The 16915-nt window shown below is 59.9% G+C and carries 10 protein-coding genes and 3 pseudogenes; 6 read left to right on the plus strand and 7 right to left on the minus strand.

Annotated elements, in window-relative coordinates; genetic code table 11:
• Positions 1 to 249: 249 nt before the first annotated feature.
• Positions 250 to 525 (minus strand): hypothetical protein, encoded by a 276-nt coding sequence (locus H1204_RS22225; protein ID WP_180732875.1) that lies wholly within the window; start codon positions 523 to 525, stop codon positions 250 to 252.
• A gap of 645 nt (positions 526 to 1170) precedes the next feature.
• On the opposite strand from H1204_RS22225, the pseudogene H1204_RS52950 reads away from it, so the two are divergent.
• From H1204_RS52950 to H1204_RS22240, 4 genes and pseudogenes are all read left to right on the plus strand, one after another.
• Positions 1171 to 1527 (plus strand): annotated as a pseudogene (locus H1204_RS52950) (Orn/Lys/Arg decarboxylase N-terminal domain-containing protein); the annotation flags it as partial.
• A 36-nt stretch (positions 1528 to 1563) separates the two neighbouring features.
• Positions 1564 to 3533, plus strand: a pseudogene (gene speC, locus H1204_RS52955) (ornithine decarboxylase).
• Positions 3534 to 3565: 32 nt separating this feature from the next.
• Positions 3566 to 5824 carry a putrescine-ornithine antiporter gene (potE, locus tag H1204_RS22235; protein WP_180732877.1) on the plus strand — a complete coding sequence of 753 codons (2259 nt, stop codon included), beginning with the start codon at positions 3566 to 3568 and terminating at the stop codon, positions 5822 to 5824.
• A gap of 19 nt (positions 5825 to 5843) precedes the next feature.
• Positions 5844 to 8159, plus strand: a complete 2316-nt coding sequence (locus H1204_RS22240) for an Orn/Lys/Arg decarboxylase N-terminal domain-containing protein (protein WP_180732879.1) — start codon at positions 5844 to 5846, stop codon at positions 8157 to 8159.
• A 92-nt stretch (positions 8160 to 8251) separates the two neighbouring features.
• On the opposite strand, the gene H1204_RS52960 is transcribed toward H1204_RS22240, so the two are convergent.
• Positions 8252 to 8455: a hypothetical protein gene (locus H1204_RS52960; protein ID WP_346015756.1), complete on the minus strand. Its 204-nt coding sequence runs from the start codon at positions 8453 to 8455 to the stop codon at positions 8252 to 8254.
• Positions 8456 to 8996: 541 nt separating this feature from the next.
• On the opposite strand from H1204_RS52960, the gene H1204_RS22250 reads away from it, so the two are divergent.
• Both H1204_RS22250 and H1204_RS22255 read left to right on the plus strand, forming a co-directional pair.
• The gene (locus H1204_RS22250) at positions 8997 to 10592 is read left to right on the plus strand and encodes an EAL domain-containing protein (RefSeq protein ID WP_180732881.1); all 1596 of its coding nucleotides are present in this window, start codon (positions 8997 to 8999) and stop codon (positions 10590 to 10592) included.
• Positions 10593 to 10627: 35 nt separating this feature from the next.
• On the plus strand, positions 10628 to 12478 hold the full coding sequence (locus H1204_RS22255; protein WP_180732882.1) for a diguanylate cyclase: 1851 nt from the start codon (positions 10628 to 10630) through the stop codon (positions 12476 to 12478).
• 155 nt (positions 12479 to 12633) lie between these two features.
• Here H1204_RS22255 and H1204_RS22260 read toward each other — a convergent pair whose 3' ends face one another.
• The 5 genes and pseudogenes from H1204_RS22260 to H1204_RS22280 form a co-directional block, all read right to left on the minus strand.
• Entirely contained in the window at positions 12634 to 13020 is a 387-nt protein-coding gene (locus tag H1204_RS22260) for a BON domain-containing protein (RefSeq protein ID WP_180732884.1), read from the minus strand.
• A gap of 30 nt (positions 13021 to 13050) precedes the next feature.
• Positions 13051 to 14195: pseudogene (locus H1204_RS22265) on the minus strand (porin).
• 83 nt (positions 14196 to 14278) lie between these two features.
• Complete coding sequence (locus H1204_RS22270) at positions 14279 to 15907, minus strand: 3-(methylthio)propionyl-CoA ligase (RefSeq protein WP_180732886.1); 1629 nt, start codon at positions 15905 to 15907, stop codon at positions 14279 to 14281.
• A complete protein-coding gene (locus tag H1204_RS22275) occupies positions 15895 to 16305 on the minus strand; it encodes a Rieske 2Fe-2S domain-containing protein (protein ID WP_180732900.1) in 411 nt (136 codons plus the stop codon). The genes H1204_RS22270 and H1204_RS22275 overlap by 13 nt, the downstream gene beginning before the upstream one ends.
• Positions 16306 to 16344: 39 nt before the next feature.
• Positions 16345 to 16905: an alpha/beta hydrolase gene (locus H1204_RS22280; RefSeq protein WP_180732906.1), complete on the minus strand. Its 561-nt coding sequence runs from the start codon at positions 16903 to 16905 to the stop codon at positions 16345 to 16347.
• Positions 16906 to 16915: the final 10 nt, after the last annotated feature.

Genomic DNA, 16915 nt, shown 5'->3' on the forward strand with positions numbered 1-16915 from the left:
TCGTGTAGTGAAGAACACGTCCGTACGTCCGCCTCCATTTCACCGAAACACCTTCTGCAACAGATTCTGGTTGATAAATTTGCATTGTTCAAGGAAGGAACGGACCAGCGCGACGAGGTATCACGCCGTCGATCTGGCGCGATACCACATGCAAAATTGCGCTTGACGTATACAGAAAACAGAACCCGCAATCAGCGGGTTTCAAGCCTCCTTCTACGCCTTCGGGCGAGCATCAGATATGCGCGCTACCTATTGATTCGTCCCATATCGTGCTGCGGCGATAGCCGCATCGCGCTCTTTCTTCGCCTCTGCCTTCTTGTGGTCGTAGACCTTCTTTGCCGCAGCCACCTTCTTGTCATAAGCACGATTGGCGGCGGCCTCCTCATGACGCATTTTCACGATCGCATCGTTACTGCCTGCCTGTGCTGAAGGCGCTGCAGCCGGCGGGGGCGACTCGTTTTGTGCCGCCGCGGTCGAGGCGAACACGACAAGCGCGCCAGCTGATATGACGCTGATGATTTTCATGGCCTTCTCCGGTTTGTGAGATCTCCGAATTCGCACGCGATGAGATAAAACGTGAACCTGGGCCGAGCACATAAACATCTGTCGGCTGTTATAGGTGACATCTTGCCTCGGCGCAAGCCGGTGTGTTCCGTCCAACACGACACGGACAAGGAGAAAACAGAAAACGCTAATGCAAATGCGATTCGCTTTTCACAAAGCCCTACGCCTTACTGGTTTCGATTGAAACTCCTTAGTCATTCGTATCATCTGGCGCAACGTACCGAGCCGAATATTGACTCAGTCAAGTTTCTTTCGCAGTGTCATTAAAAAAAATTTGCATTGAATCGAAAGCTATCCAACTATATACGTAGACCTTCCGGCCAAACCATCGACCTACAGTGTCGATCCATCGGCCGGGTACCAAAAAATAGTGGGAGACCGGCAGCAACGCATTGCTGCAAGTTGTCATTTCGCATTCTGTATCGCACTGAGTTCGGTAGTCCACTTGCGTTTGTTACGCCGCCCGGTTCCTCGCGGAGCCAAACCCGATATTGCATGCATCGCCGGATGCTTACGCTTGTAACTATTCGCCTTCGCCTGGGTGCGACAGACTCGCGCCCGCTGGGTCACACCTGACGCGCGCAGCCGGCAAAAGAAGGAGTGGTCATGGTCCCCCGTCCTTTCAAGGCGCCCACCATCCCGATTCCCTTCCATAAGCTTCTGAAGGTAGTCGCGATCGTGGACCGTAGCGACGCGCAAACCAGTGAACTGCTGGAACACATTACGTCGGAGCATTTCCGCGTAGAAGTCACCGACAGCCTGACACGCGACGTCAACGAAGACGCCGATGTCGGCGCGTACATCGCCCTGATCGACGGCACCCGGCTCGAAGCCGCGCGCAACCTTGCGGCCTCCGTGCGCGCACTCGGCTTCCGGACACCGCTCTGGGCGCTCGCCAACTCGCACCGCCTGTCGGATCTTGCCGTGACGGGCGGACTGGGCGAAGTGGACGGCTACATCTATCTAGGGCAGCAGACACCCGCGTTTTATGCGAAGCAGGTGATAGCGAGCCTCGTCAAATATGGCCTGAGCCTGCTGCCGCCGTTCTTCGGTGGACTTGTCGCCTATGACGCGGCAGCCAACATCGCCTTCGATTGCCCCGGGCATCAGGGAGGCCAGTTCTATCGGAAGTCCCCTGCTGGACAACTGTTCTTCAAGCATTTCGGCGAAAGCATATTTCGTAACGACCTGTGCAACGCCGACGTCAATCTGGGTGACCTGCTGATTCACGAAGGGGCTGCCGCGGATGCGGAACGTCACGCGGCGGAAGTGTTCGGCGCGGACCAGACCTACTTCGTTCTGAATGGAACCAGCACATCGAACAAGATCGTGACGGGTGCTGTGCTCAAACGCGGTGACCTCGTTCTATTCGACCGGAACAACCACAAATCGCTGCATCAGGGCGCGCTGGTGCAGGCGGGTGCGATTCCCATCTTCCTGCCGACGTCGCGTAACGCTTTCGGCATGATCGGCGCAGTCGACTGGCAGGCGTGGGACGAAGACTATCTTCGCGAGCAGATCCGAAACAGCCCGCTCGTCGAAGACCGGGAGCGCAGCAATGCGGAGCGGCCATTCCGGCTTGCCTGCATCCAGCTCGCGACCTATGACGGGACGATCTATAACGTCCGCAAGGTTCTCGAAAAAATCGGCCACCTGTGCGATTACGTGCTGTGGGACGAAGCGTGGATCGGCTACAACGCGTTTCACCCGCTGTTCGACGATCACAGCCCATGCGCCTCGACGATCTGACACCACAGATGCCGGGACTGTTCTCGACGCAATCCGTTCACAAGCAGGGTGCCGGCTTTTCCCAGGCGTCCCAGATTCACAAGCGGGATGATCATATTCGCGACCAGAAACGCTATATCGAGCACAAGCGCTTCAACGAATCCTTTCTGATCAATGCGAGCACGTCGCCCTTCTATCCGCTTTTCGCGTCGCTCGACGTCAATGCAAAAGTACACGAGGGGAAAGCGGGCGAGATGCTGTGGGATAGCTGCATCGAGCTCGGTATCGAGGCGCGCAAGAAATTCCGCCAGTTCGCGCGCCACTACGAGACAACGGGCAAGAGCGCGCAGGAGCAATGGTTCTTCGATCCTTTCGTTCCCGACGTCGTGGATATCCGCAATTCGAGGTTCATGGCTGACGCGTCGGGCGTCGCGTGGGAGGACATTCCCACTGACGTCATCAAACGCGAGCAGCAGTGCTGGGAGTTTCGTCCTGAAGCGTCCTGGCACGGCTATACGGGGTATGCCGACGGCTACGTAATGGTTGATCCGAACAAGCTCAATCTGCTGACACCGGGTATCGACCGGAAGACAGGCGACTACCTGGAGTTCGGCGTGCCGGCGACAGTTGTGGCGAACTACCTGCGCGAAGAAGGCATCGTCCCCGAGAAATGCGATCTGAACAGCATCCTCTTCCTGATGACGCCGGCCGAAGACGAAAGCAAGCTGAACACCCTGATCGCGCGCTTCGTCAAGTTCAAGAACCTGTGGGATCGCGACGCTTCGCTGGCGGAAGTATTGCCGACGCTGTGCGCCGCGCACAGTGAACGCTACGAAGGCTACACGCTGCGCCGCGTGTGCAGCGAGATGCATGGCTTCTATCGCGAAGCGAATGTCAAGGGACTGCAGCGGCTGTGCTTCCGCGCGTCGAGCTTCCCCGAACTCGCCATGTCGCCCAAAGAAGCGTACGAGGCTCTCGTCGCTAACAGGGTCGACTATGTGCCGCTCGATCAGGTCAGAAACCGCGTGTCCGCAACCCTGGCATTGATCTACCCGCCGGGAATCGGCGTCGTGCTGCCGGGCGAACGTTGGGATGACCGTGCCCAACCGATGCTGGACTACTTCATGGCGTTCCAGGAATCGTTCAATCGATTCCCTGGCTTCAACTACGAAGTCCAGGGCGTATTCCAGGAACGTGAGGACGGTCGTATCCGCTTTTATACCTACGTGGTCAGTGAATAAGCGACAAGGAAAGCCACCAAGGAGTGTGCGCCATGGCTGATCAACCCAAAAAGATGAACGTCGTGCAACTGACGTTCATCGTCACCGTCAACATGATGGGATCGGGCATTATCATGCTCCCCACCAATATGGCGAAAGTTGGTGCAATCTCGTTGCTGTCGTGGGTCGTGACAGCGCTCGGGTCGATGGCCATTGCCTATGGCTTTGCACAGGCAGGCATTCTGAACCAGCGGGCGGGCGGGATGGCTGCCTATGCCGAAGACGCCTACGGAAAGCCTGGCTACTTTCAGGTTTTCTTTTTGTACTTCCTCTCTCTCGCGATTGCGAACGTTGCAGTCGCAAGCTCCGCGCTCGGTTATCTCGCAGCTTTCTTCCCGCCGCTGACATCGTCGCCCGTTGCGACCTGCATCGGTGTGATCGCGCTGTTGTGGATCACCACGGTCGCCAACTTCGGCGGTCCGAAGCTGACGGGGCGCATCGGCTCCGTCACGGTCTGGGGCGTGATTCTGCCCGTCGGATTCATGTCCATCGCCGGCTGGTTCTGGTTTCGCCCCAGCTATTTCGCGGCAGCATGGAATCCCCAGGGGATGAGCCTGCTCGAAGGCATGGGTTCAAGTATTTCCCTGACCCTGTGGGCGTTCCTCGGCATGGAATCGGCCGTGCAAAATTCGTCGGCCGTCGAGAATCCGAAACGCGACGTGCCGCTTGCATGCCTGTTCGGCACCCTCGGCGCGGCTGTCGTCTATATTCTCTCGACAACGGCGATCCAGGGCGTCGTGCCCAATGCGGATCTTGCGAAGTCGACTGGGCCGTTCGGCCTCGCGTTCGCCCATATGTTCAGCCCGGTGGTCGGCTCCATCGTGATGGCGCTCGCAGCGATGGCGTGCGTCGGATCGCTGCTCGGCTGGCAGTTCACGCTGGCCCAAACAGCGAAAGATGCCGCCGACAGCGACATGTTCCCCTCGGTCTTCAGCAAGGCCAGTCATAACGGCGCGCCGATTGTGGGCATGATCATCATGGGTATCGTGCAATCGCTGATGGCACTTTCGACGATATCGCCAAACCTCTCCGAGCAGTTCGCGGCGCTCGTCAATCTCGCCGTGGTCACGAACGTGGTGCCGTATATCGTGTCGCTGTCCGCGCTGTTTGTGATGATGCGCGACGCGGGTACGGAGCCCGCCGTCTACCGGCGCAACGCCGTCGTCGCGCTCATCGCGATGGCGTACTCGATCTACGCCCTCTACGCGTCAGGCAAGGACGCCGTGCTCGGCGGCATGCTGGTGATGGCGATCGGCTACGTCATCTACGGATTCATCGCCGCTCGCCGGGCAGCGAGCGCAGCAAAAGCGGGTAAGCCCGCGATCGCGGCCGCCAGCATCATCGCCTTCATTATTCTGTGCGCGCCGTGGCCACGTCACTCGCACGCGGCCACGCCCACGGCCGCCGTGCAGGCCACCACCGGGGCGCTTGCCCGGATCAAACAGACGCACAAGATCAACGTCGGCTATCTCGATGCATCGAGCCCATTTGTCTATCGCGACAACGCTGGCCGCGCTGTAGGTTTTCTCGCAGGGATGTGCCAGGGCGTCGCGGATCAGGTCAAAAGCGGACTGGGCATTCCAGAGTTGACAGTGAACTGGACACAGGTCTCGTTCGATGACCGCTACCGTGCGCTGCAGGATCACAAGATCGACCTGCTGTGCGGCGATCCAGAAACGCTAACGGGACGCCAGTTCATCAGCTATTCGGTGCCCGTCTATCCAGGTGGTGTCGGCGCGCTGATGCGCACCGACGCATCGCGAGGGCTCAAGGAATTGCTGAGCGGCGATATCCAGCCTCACGGCCCGATATGGCGTGCGTCGCCTGCGCAACTTCTGAATTCGCAGACGTTCTCCGCCGTCAAAGGTTCGCCAACAGAGCGCTGGCTCAACGACCGCGTCAACGAATTCAAGCTGACCGCGCACGTCGTCTACGTGTCGAGTTATGACGAAGGCGTGCGGCAGGTGCTCGACCGGAAAATCAATGTGTTTTTCGCCGAACGCCAGGTCCTGCAGGATGCCGTCAAGCGGAGCACGGCGGCGGACGACCTGCAGGTTCTGCAACGCCGCTTCACCATCGTTCCCGTTTCGCTTGGCGTCGCGCGTGACGATGAAGATATGCGCCTTTTCGTCGATCAGGCGCTGAGCAAGATGTATCTGTCAGGGGACTATCGCGGACTTTTCGTGAAGTGGTTCGGCGAACCGGACGAGGCCACGAAGACCTTCTACCGGATGGCCGTCGTTCCCGAGTGAGCAACGAGGAGAGATCCACATGTCTTCCGCGACCGAATCCGTCTATCGCCGACTCGGCATGAAGGCGCTGCTGGTGCATCACGAATTCGACGCCCGCACGGCGAGCGGGCGCGCCGCGCAGTCGCTCGCCGCCGAACTGGAAGAGCGACACGTGCGTGTCGTGACAGCCACGTCGGCCGACGACGCCATATCGGTCATCCGCTCTGATCCCTTGATCCAGTGCCTGCTGTTGAGCTGGGAACTCGGTGACGACGAGACTCGTCTGCAGGCGAAAAGTGTGCTCGACGCACAGCGGGTGCGCAGCGCGACCGTGCCCATCTTTCTGCTCGCGAGCCGTACGAGCGTCTCGACAGTGCCCGTCGACGCCATGCAAAAGGCCGACGACTTCATCTGGATGCTGGAAGACACCACGGCGTTTATCGCGGGGAGAATCATTGCGTCGATCGAGCGCTATCGCGAGACCGTGCTGCCGCCGATGTTCGCCGCGCTGGCACGTTTTTCAAAAGTATTCGAGTACTCATGGCACACGCCGGGACATACGGGTGGCACGGCGTTCATGAAGTCGACGGTTGGACAGGCGTTCTTCGAGTTCTTCGGCGAACAGCTGTTTCGCTCGGACCTGTCCATCTCCGTCGGCGAACTCGGCTCGCTGCTGGACCACAGCGGTTCGATCGGCGAAAGCGAGCGTTACGCAGCCAGAGTGTTCGGCTCGCATCGCACCTATCACGTGACGAACGGCTCGTCGATGTCGAACCGCGTCATTCTGATGGCGAGTGTCACGCGCAACCAGATCGCGCTGTGCGACCGCAATTGCCACAAATCCGCCGAGCACGCGATGACGATGTCGGGTGCGATACCGACGTATCTCGTGCCGTCGCGCAACCATTACGGGATCATTGGCCCGATCATGCCGGAGCGGCTCACGGCGGCAGCCATCCGTCTTCTGATCGAACAGAACCCGCTTGTCAGGAATCGCGAGGGCGTGGTGCCTACGCCCGTTCACGCGCTCGTGACGAATTCAACGTATGACGGCCTCTGCTATAACGTCACGCGGCTGGAGGAATTGCTCGGTCAGAGCGTCGATCGGCTGCACTTCGACGAAGCCTGGTATGGCTATGCGCGTTTTAATCCGCTCTACAAGGACCGCTTCGCCATGCACGGCGATCCCGCCGACCACGACGCCTCGAAGCCGACGGTATTTGCCACGCACTCCACGCACAAGCTGCTCGCGGCGTTGTCGCAGGCGTCGTTCATTCACATCCGCGATGGGCGGAATCCGATCGAACATGCGCGCTTCAACGAAGCGTACATGATGCACGCGTCGACCTCGCCGCAGTACGCGATCATCGCGTCCAACGATGTCAGTGCCGCGATGATGGACGGCCCCGGCGGCGAGGCGCTCACGGGCGACGCCATCCGCGAGGCAATTTCGTTCCGGCAGATGCTCGGCAGGCTGCACGCGCAGTTCGACGAGCAAAGCGACTGGTTCTTCAATGGCTGGCAGCCCGATGTCGTCCTCAATCGCAACACCGGCCGGCGCGTGCCATTCCATGAAGCCGACGAAGAACTGCTTGCAACTGATCCAAGCTGCTGGGTCCTCCATTCCAACGACATATGGCATGGTTTCGGCGCAATCGAAGATGGCTACTGCATGCTCGATCCGATCAAGGTCTCGATCCTGACACCGGGCGTCGCACCGCAAGGCGGGCTGACGTCAGTCGGCATTCCGGCATGCGTCGTCACCGCCTACCTGGCTCGACACGGCATCGTCGTCGAGAAGACCACCGACTTCACGATTCTGCTGCTGTTCTCGATTGGTATCACGAAGGGAAAATGGGGAACCCTCGTCAATACGCTGCTGGACTTCAAGAAAGACTACGACGCCAATCTGCCGCTGGATCAGGCCTTGCCGAATCTGACAGCGCGTTATCCGGAACGGTATGGCGGCCTCGGGTTACGCAATCTGTGCGACCTCATGTTCCGTGCAATGGGCGATCTGAAGACGACCGAAATGATGTCTCGTGGCTTCTCGACGCTTCCCGATCCTGAATACAGTCCTCAGGAGGCGTTCGAGTTGCTGGTGCACAACGAGGTGGAAACGCTGGATCTGTCGGAGATGGAAGGCCGCACGGTGGCAAATGCCGTCGTGCCCTATCCGCCCGGCATTCCGCTGTTGATGCCGGGTGAAAATGCGGGCCCCGCCGATGGCCCGCTGCTCGGTTATCTGAAAGCGCTCGAACAGTACGACCTGCGCTTCCCTGGCTTCACACACGATACGCACGGCGTAGAAGTCGAGGACGGCGTCTATCGGATCGCATGTATCAGGAAACGGTAGACGCGGCGGGTTTCGACGATCGTTCATGAATACAGCAGATCGCCCGGTTCACGTCCTCGGCCCGCCATGCCAGCGGACCGAGGACGGCACGCTCACCGTCCCATGCGCCGATCGTAGCCGCGGGAGATGCGCTCAAGCAGTGCCGGGTCACGCGCGTTCGTCGAATTGAACTGCACGACCACGCTGCCATCGGCCTGCTGGCGCACGCTCGCCGTGACGGTGCTGCCGTCGAGTGTGCCGACCACGTTGCCCGTTGCCGGGTCCTGCACGGTAATCGCCAGGCCCTCGTCATGCATCGCCCCCGCTGCAGCCGAAAATGACCGGTCGAAGCTGGCCGGTGTCGTCGTGACAACCGCTCCCGGCGGCACCGCGTAATAGGGACACCCCGCCAGAAGAGACAACGTAGCGCAGAGGGTGACGAGCAAGACGCACTGCGCGAGAACACGCGCGCCTGTTTCCCGGCCCGGTCGAATCATGTCACCGAGGACTGCGTGAAATTGCCGCTTGCTCCATAGCGTCATCGCGAACCCCTTCGCCTGTACCCGGCAATCAGCACCGTGTGTGTTCAAGAGAATACCTTCAGTGATTGAATCTCACATCGACATTCAGACCGTTTGTGTGCAAGTAAAGCTTAGTCTTGTTCCGTCATTTCCCGATATGAATTGATTGTTTGCGCAAACTGTCCGGATGAAGATCGCACGACAGAGATGCATTGAAAAAATAGCGCCGGATACTATGATTTACGCTGACATGATGATGCCGCGCGTTCGACCAGGATCGGACGGCAGTGCGTAATGCGCGTTCTCGTCCGCGGTTGTGCACAACAGGACTTGCCAGATGCTCAAGCGACTGTCGATCGTTTCGGCTTCCATTGCGCTTGGCTGCATTGCTTCCGTCGCGCCAGTACTGACCAGCATCTATATCGCGGACGAAGACGCCGAACGTCGGGAACAGGACGATCTGCGGGAATTCGCTGCGAAAGCCGTGATGCGCGCGGAGCTCGTTTCCTATCAGGCACTGGCCGCCATTGCCGACATGGAGGCGGCACCCGGTGGCCCCTGCTCGCCCGCCCACATCGCGCAACTTGCCCGCGTGATCTTCAACTACCGGTACGTGCAGGACGCAGGTGCGTACGGCGGCGGACAATACTTGTGTTCGCCGCTGTTAGGCGACGTACGGTCGCAGCATCTGACGATGCCTGAGCCTGACCGGCGCAGCAACGACGGCTTTCTGATCTGGTACAGGCATAAAAACCCGCTCAGCAATGCGCGCCAGGACATTCAGGTGGGACGTAACGGCAATTACGTTTCGATCGACAGCCAGTCTTACGTCGATCTGATCGATCCGGCCCGAAGGCCGATCGCGGTGTTCAGCAGCGACACCAACGCGCTTCTGGCGTTGTCGACGGGTGCAGATGCGGCCGATATGCGCAATGCCTGGAAACAGGCGGGAAACGTCAGCAGCGACCAGTGGCACTATGCGATTGGCCGTTCGGCAACCCTGCCTCTCGCCGTGGTAGTCAAATCCCCACGTCGTAGCCTGCTCGGCAACTGGACGGGATTGTTTGGCATGTGGCTCTCGATTGGTGTCGTGATGGGTGGGCTATTTGGCTGGCTTTCGTTCAGGAAGATCTCGCAGCAACTCTCCTTCCCGTCGACGCTCGAATGGGCAATCGCCCGCAAGCGGATCGACGTGTGTTTTCAGCCTATCGTCAGGCTCGCGGATGGCGAATGCGTCGGCGTAGAAGCGCTGGTCCGATGGAAGCTGAACGGCCGTAACATCTCGCCCGAAATCTTCGTTGCAGTGGCCGAGCAAAACGGCCTTATTCAGCCGTTGACGGATCTCGTACTGGACAAAACGATTGACGAACTATCGACGCTCCTGCGTTCGCGCCCGTCGTTCTACGTTTCCATCAACGTGAGCGGTGAGGATCTGCAAACGAGCCGCTTCCTGGATGTGCTCACCGCTCGACTGAGAGGAACGGGTATACGTCCCGCGCAGATCAGGATTGAATTGACGGAGCGCATCTTCCTGGATGCCGACACGACGCGACAAACGATAGCGGCATTCAGACATGCCGGCCACCCGGTGTATATCGACGACTTCGGAACGGGATATTCCAGCCTGTCGTATCTGCAAACCTTCAAGATCGACGTCCTCAAAATCGACAAGTCGTTTATCGACACCATTGCACAGGATGCGGCATCGAGCATCGTCGCGCCTCATATCATCAGGATGGCGCACGAGCTAGGTGTGGAAATTCTGGCGGAGGGCGTGGAGCACGATGCGCAGGTCGACTATCTGGTCGCGAGAGGCGTGCAGTACGGACAGGGCTGGCTGTTCGCAAAGGCGATGCGCAGCAAGGAACTCATCGCGTGGCTCGGCGAACCCAGAACGCAGCTTGAGCCGATGAAACAGTGCGACGACCGTTGAAACGCGGTGAATGCAGTCACTGACTTTGACAAACGATGCGGCGCTCATTCAACACAACTGTTAGCTGGTCGCTTAATCCCATCACACGCAAGTCGTGGCTGCGCCAGGCTTTGCCCGTATTTGCCGTGCTGGTTGCTTCAAATATCGTGGTCAATACCTACCAGTCCCTGCATGACTTTCGGGCGGCGGATCAACAGGCCGCACAGCGTCTGGATGTACAGACTTCTCTCGTCCAACGGCTGGTCGAAGACCGCCTCCGGGATCTCAATGGGATGATGGCTGTCACGCGAACCCTGATCGACGCGGACAACCTCACCGATCAATCCCTCCACGATGTGACTGAGACGCTGAAGGAGACACTGGGCGATTCGTCGATTGCAGTGTTTGACGGGAGTGCGCACCTCGTTGCCGAATCTCGCCCCGGCATCCGCAACGAAATACCCAACCTCACCACCATCCTGGATACGGTACGCGCCGACCCCGCCACCCACCTCTGGGTATCTGTTGTGTGGAGGCAGAGCGGCGCGCTGGTGATAGCAGAGGGCCATCGCAACCGGGCAGGGAAATTCGATGCCATCGCGGCCTATCTGATTCCCCTCGAACAGCACCTGCTCGAGGGCGTGAAGCTGGTGAATGGCACCGCGATCATATTGAGCGACAGCGAGCACCGCGTTATCGCGCGCTATCCCCATTATTCCGGATTGGCAATCGGACTTGCACTCGTGGAAGTCAATGCTACTCGCCAAGGGCCGATCCCGGGCACTTACTATGCGCGCTGGCGCTTTGACCCGAGTGAGCGTCTCGTCGCGACGCGCAGGATAGTGTTGGGACAAGCCGCTGGTTACTGGACACTGGATGTCGGCTACGCCGTCAGCAGCTACCGTGACAGTCTGCGGAACAGCATGTATATCAATCTCGCGGGCGCCACCCTGCTCCTGCTGATGTTGGCGGGCGGCGTGCTGCTGATCCGCCGCGAGCACCGCCTGCACGATCGGATCGAAAGATTTGCGGAAACGGTATTGACCATCGTGCAAAACATGCCGACACCCGTCACGATCGTCGATATCAAAACGGAGAAAATCGTGCTGGCCAATGAAGCGCTGCTTGCACTGTTTGGCGCCTTAGCCGGTAAAGGCCAACCGTTTCCCCGGCTCTTTGCCGACGCCGGCAGTTGGACGCGAGTGCGTAACGTCGTGACGGACGAGCCCGTTCCTCTTCTCACGCGTGACGGAATCCGGCACATGCTCGTGCATTGCACCCGGCTTCGAACGGGCAATAAAGATGACGAACCGGATTCACTGCTCGTCACACTGGCGGATATCACCCATCAACATCAGCTGCTTAAACAACTTCGCACTGAAGCCGACTCCGACGCGCTGACCGGGCTCGCCAATCGCCGGTATTTCGCAAAGGCAGCCGAAAAAGCAGTCGAACACGCACGACGTCATCACCGGCCGCTATCCGTTCTGGCATTGGACCTGGATTTCTTCAAACGCGTCAACGACACGTGGGGACATGCGGCGGGCGATCGCGTGCTCCAGGCGACTGCCCGATTGTTCGAAAACGCCCTTCGCGAAGACGATCTGGCGGCCAGACTTGGAGGCGAAGAGTTCGCTGCGATCCTGCTGGATACCGACCTCGAACAGGCGCGAATGATCGCTGAACGCATTCGTATCGCCATGCAGGACACGCCCATATCGCTCCAATCCGGAACGACGGTTTCGCAAACGCTCAGCATCGGGATCGCCCTGTACGATGAGAAAGAAAGCGATCTCAGCGCTACACAGGAACGCTCCGACGCGGCGTTGTACGCAGCCAAGAATCAAGGACGCAACCGTGTTCAGATCTGGGTGCCTGACACAGCCTCGCCCTTGAATAAAGCGTAGTTTCTGCGCCTCGGCCCGGAACTGGACACGTCGATCGCCAACGCCTTTTGTCCGCCTGTTTCAGCCGGTTCGGCTTGAAGCAGGAGGCGAAGAGAAATTCAGTATCGATTCCCGCCCGCTACTCCGACTCGAACACGGCCACCGCCAACGTCTGCCTACATCCCGCCCAAAGGCTTCTGCACGGTCAGTTTGTTGGTTACCGAAGTCACGCCCGGAACGCCCTTCGTGATCTCCACGACCTTGTCGATCTGCGACGCATCGGTAACCGAGCCATTCAACGTTATCGCGCCGTCTTTCGCCGTAATGCCGATATTCCCGGCGCTGATCTCCTTTTGCTTTCCAATGGCCGCATACACTTTCCGACGCAGCGCCCGATCCGCTTTCCTTCCGGTAGGTGCGGCTGTACCGGACGCCGTCATCGCGGATGCGCCCGGTACACTGGCAGCCCCACTTGCGGGCTGACCCGACTGGGGCCATGCATTCATGGACGCTGCGACGAACAATGCCGCGACGGCCAGTTCAACTACGTGATTGCTCTTCATCGAATACTCCCTTTGATCTCATTGGCGGACTCAGAACGCATGGCGAATGCCGATCATTGCCGCAGTGGTGGACTCTCCCGGCGCAACCGGCGCGCCGTAGATAATCGTCTGGTTCATGGTCCCCTTGTTGTCGACATAGCCGACCTGCGCGTAGGCCTTGGTCCGTTTGGACAGGTTGTATTCCGCGCCCACTGCGAATTCGCTCGAGTGGTTCGCTGAATTGTTCCGGTCCTTCAGGTAGTAGTAGCCGGACGTGATCTTGAGGCTAGGGTTGAACTGGTAGCCAAGGCCGCCCGATATCATTTCGAAATCGGCAGTATTGCTTTTTGCCGGATTCTTGCCGATACCGTACGACGCGGATATCGAAAATCCGCTGATCGTGTACATCGCGCCGAAATAGTAGAAACGGTTGTTGGCGAGACCGGTCGCGGGCACGGCGGGAGCGGCCGGATACGTCAGCGGGAACGGATTGGTATCGTGTCCGTTGTAGTACACGGCAGACAGATTCAAACCGTAGTTCGAATATTTGAGCACGGCGGATTCACGCGTACCGCCCTGGAACTGACCGGCGACACCGCCCGGCGCGTACTCGAGCGCAAGCGAGGCGCCATAGAATTTCGGCGAATTGTAGACGAGCGCATTGCTGTCATACAGGGCGCCGATCGGGGCGTTGGTACTGGTGCCGGGCCAGCCGGCCGCCTGATTGATGCCCAGCCATGCGGTCAGGATACTGCCGAAATACTGAGCGCCGCGCACATCGGTTTCAGCCATCGCGTAGATCATCGGGATGATCTGCCGGCCGGCGTCGAACGCTCCGAACGGGCCGGATACGCCGACCGTCGCAAACTGGTTGAAGATCGCGGTCTGGCCCGGCGTATCGGCGAGACCGAACTTGCCATTCGTGGAGTTGAACACGCCCTGCAGCTTGAAGTTGATCTTGTAGCCGCCGCCGATATCCTCGCTGCCCTTCAGCCCCAGAAGCTGGCGTAAATGCCGCCGTCCTTGAGCTGATAAACGTGACCGAGGTTAGGCGCGTGCGGCAGAAACGTTGCCGCCGACGTGCTCTGATACAGCATCCCGGTGTCGATCACGCCGTACAGCGTGACCGACGATTGCGCATGAGCCGCCGTGGCGAAAATCGCCAGCGCAGCAGCGCAGCATGACTTCAATTTCATTTTGTCTCCTCTGTTTCCATGGTTGCCGGGATGTTCCCGGTCGTTTATTGATTGAATGAACGCGTACCTCTCAGGTTCGCATGTCAGGCCGTCAGGTAATAGTCCCCAAATTGATCTCTTAGCTCGTTCTTGAGCACTTTGCCCGTTGCGCCAAGCGGAACGCTCTCGACGAACACCACGGCATCTGGCTTCCACCATCGGGCGATGCGTCCATCAAGGAAAGCCAGCAGTCCGTTGGCGTCCAGCTCGCTTCCCGGCTTCTTCACGATCAGCAGCAACGGCCGTTCGTCCCACTTCGCATGCCGCGCGGCAATGCAGACGGCAGTCGTCACATCGGGGTGCAGGCACGCGACGTTTTCGATGTCGGTCGAACTGATCCATTCGCCGCCCGACTTGATGACGTCCTTGCTGCGATCGGTGATCTGCATGAAGCCATCGGCGTCGATCCTTGCGATGTCGCCCGTCGGGAACCAGCCGTCGCGCAGCGGCGACCGGCCTTCGCTGCCAAAGTACTCCCGCGCGACCCACGGACCGCGCACCAGCAGATCGCCCGCCGCAACGCCGTCCCACGGCAACGCGTTACCTTCCGCGTCGACGATCTTCATGTCGATGCCGAACACCGCGCGCCCCTGCTTCGCCTGCACTTCGTAACGCTTGCCGACAGGCAGCGAGAGCTGATGCGCCTTGAGACTGCAGACCGTGCCGACCGGGCTCAATTCCGTCATACCCCACGCATGCAGGACCTCGACGCGATGCGCTTCCCGGAATGCGGCCGTCATCGCGGTCGGACACGCCGCGCCGCCGACGATCGTGCGTCTCATGCGCGAGAACGCGCCCTTGATCGCGTCGACGTGTGCGAGCAGTCCCTGCCAGACTGTCGGCACACCCGCCGACAACGTGACCTGTTCCGCTTCGATCAGTTCGTAGAGCGATTTGCCGTCGAGCGCCGGCCCGGGAAACACCAGCTTGGCGCCGACCATGCACGCGATATACGGCAATCCCCATGCGTTCACATGGAACATCGGCACGACGGGGAGAATCGCGTCGCGCGCCGAACAGTTGAGCGAATCGGGCAACGCTGCCGCATAAGTGTGCAGCACGGTAGAGCGGTGGCTATACAGCACGCCCTTCGGATTGCCCGTGGTGCCCGACGTGTAGCACAGCGACGAGGCGCTGTTCTCGTCGAGCAGCGGCCACTCGAATACATCGTGGTGAAGATCGATGAGATCCTCATAGCACATCAGCATCGAGGACAGGCCATGCGTTGTCGGCATGTGCGCCCGATCGGTCATCGCGACGAAGACCTTCGGGCTTTTCACGCGCGCGGCGACGCTCTCGATCAACGGCAGGAACGTGAGGTCGAAGAACACGACGCGGTCCTGCGCGTGCTCGATGATGTACGCGAGTTGATCGACATGCAGCCGCGGATTGAGCGTATGCAATACGGCGCCGGAACCCGACACGGCAAAGTAAAGCTCCATATGGCGGTAGCCATTCCATGCGAGCGTCGCTACCCGCTCGCCTTGCCCGATGCCGAGCGCGGCAAGCGCATTGGCCATGCGGCGTGCGCGCTGCGCGAGATCCCGGTACGAATAGCGGTGAATGTCCCCTTCGACGCGTCGCGACACGATCTCCTGGCTGCCGTGATGACGTTCCGCATGCGTGAGCAGCGACGCGACCAGCAGCGGCTGCTGCATCATCAAACCTTGCATTGTTGCTTCTCCTGTCTGGCTGCGCAGTGCTGCGCTTCCGGTTGCCCTGCTGCATTGCCGCCTGTCCCGTTCGTCAGCGCTGCATTCTGTTCGTCGAGATTCAGCACCAGCTTCGAATCGACTGTCTCGACAGCAAACGTGATGAGGCTCAGGCCGCCCGTTCCGGGCGTACACCCCGTGCGCAGATCAAAGCGCAGGCCGTGTGCGGGACAGCGCAGCACGGGCCCTTCCAGTTGACCATTCCCGAGCGACGCGCCGTTGTGCGGGCACGCGTCGTCGATCGCGTAAATCGCGCCGTCGACGTTGAACACCACGACGCAACGACCGTCGACGAATACCCGCTTGCGCTGGCCCGGCTCGATTTCGCCGGCAACACCGATCCCTACCTGACGCGACATCGCAGGCTCCTTTTCTTGCCAAATGAGGTAACGGTCAGGTCAGAGCAACTCGCGAATCAGCGTCGTCGCCATCGGCCATTCTCCAAAGCCCGCAGCGGGGTTGAGGTGACCGACTTCGCCGAGATCGACGAGACGGCTGCCCCAGTCATGCGCCATCGCTTCCACACGCTCGAACTTCGCGAGCGGATCGTTGCGGCTCGCGCCGACGATGCTCGGAAACGGCAGCCGTTCGCGCGGAATGGGATGCCAGCCATTTACCGCGAGCGCATCGAAAGCCGGATAGCCCGCCGGCAGCGGCGTTTCGAGGTCGGCCGGCGCGGCGAGCAGCGCACCGTGAATCTTGCGGTCGTGCTGCCTCGCCCAATGCACCGTGATCATCACGCCCGCGCTATGCGCAACCAGAATCACCGGGCCGTCGATTTTCGCGAGCGCCGCATCGAGCGCCGCGACACGCGCCGCGCAACTGAGCCCGTCGTGTTCGAGCGGCGGCACGGAAGCCGCGTTCGGCAACGCCTGTTCCAGCAGCGTTTGCCAATGCCCGGCGACGTGGTCGCGCAAGCCCGGCACGATCAGAATAGTCGGTGTGATAGTGAGAGTCATGACAACGTTG

The sequence above is a fragment of the Paraburkholderia sp. PGU19 genome (assembly GCF_013426915.1).
Lineage (GTDB): Bacteria > Pseudomonadota > Gammaproteobacteria > Burkholderiales > Burkholderiaceae > Paraburkholderia.

Bases quoted from the DNA above. Each gene is read 5' to 3' on its own strand.
- H1204_RS22225 (WP_180732875.1), bottom strand. From the start codon at position 525: ATGAAAATCATCAGCGTCATATCAGCTGGCGCGCTTGTCGTGTTCGCC.
- potE (WP_180732877.1), top strand. From the start codon at position 3,566: ATGGCTGATCAACCCAAAAAGATGAACGTCGTGCAACTGACGTTCATC.
- H1204_RS22240 (WP_180732879.1), top strand. From the start codon at position 5,844: ATGTCTTCCGCGACCGAATCCGTCTATCGCCGACTCGGCATGAAGGCG.
- H1204_RS52960 (WP_346015756.1), bottom strand. From the start codon at position 8,455: ATGCATGACGAGGGCCTGGCGATTACCGTGCAGGACCCGGCAACGGGC.
- H1204_RS22250 (WP_180732881.1), top strand. From the start codon at position 8,997: ATGCTCAAGCGACTGTCGATCGTTTCGGCTTCCATTGCGCTTGGCTGC.
- H1204_RS22255 (WP_180732882.1), top strand. From the start codon at position 10,628: ATGCGGCGCTCATTCAACACAACTGTTAGCTGGTCGCTTAATCCCATC.
- H1204_RS22260 (WP_180732884.1), bottom strand. From the start codon at position 13,020: ATGAAGAGCAATCACGTAGTTGAACTGGCCGTCGCGGCATTGTTCGTC.
- H1204_RS22270 (WP_180732886.1), bottom strand. From the start codon at position 15,907: ATGCAAGGTTTGATGATGCAGCAGCCGCTGCTGGTCGCGTCGCTGCTC.
- H1204_RS22275 (WP_180732900.1), bottom strand. From the start codon at position 16,305: ATGTCGCGTCAGGTAGGGATCGGTGTTGCCGGCGAAATCGAGCCGGGC.
- H1204_RS22280 (WP_180732906.1), bottom strand. From the start codon at position 16,905: ATGACTCTCACTATCACACCGACTATTCTGATCGTGCCGGGCTTGCGC.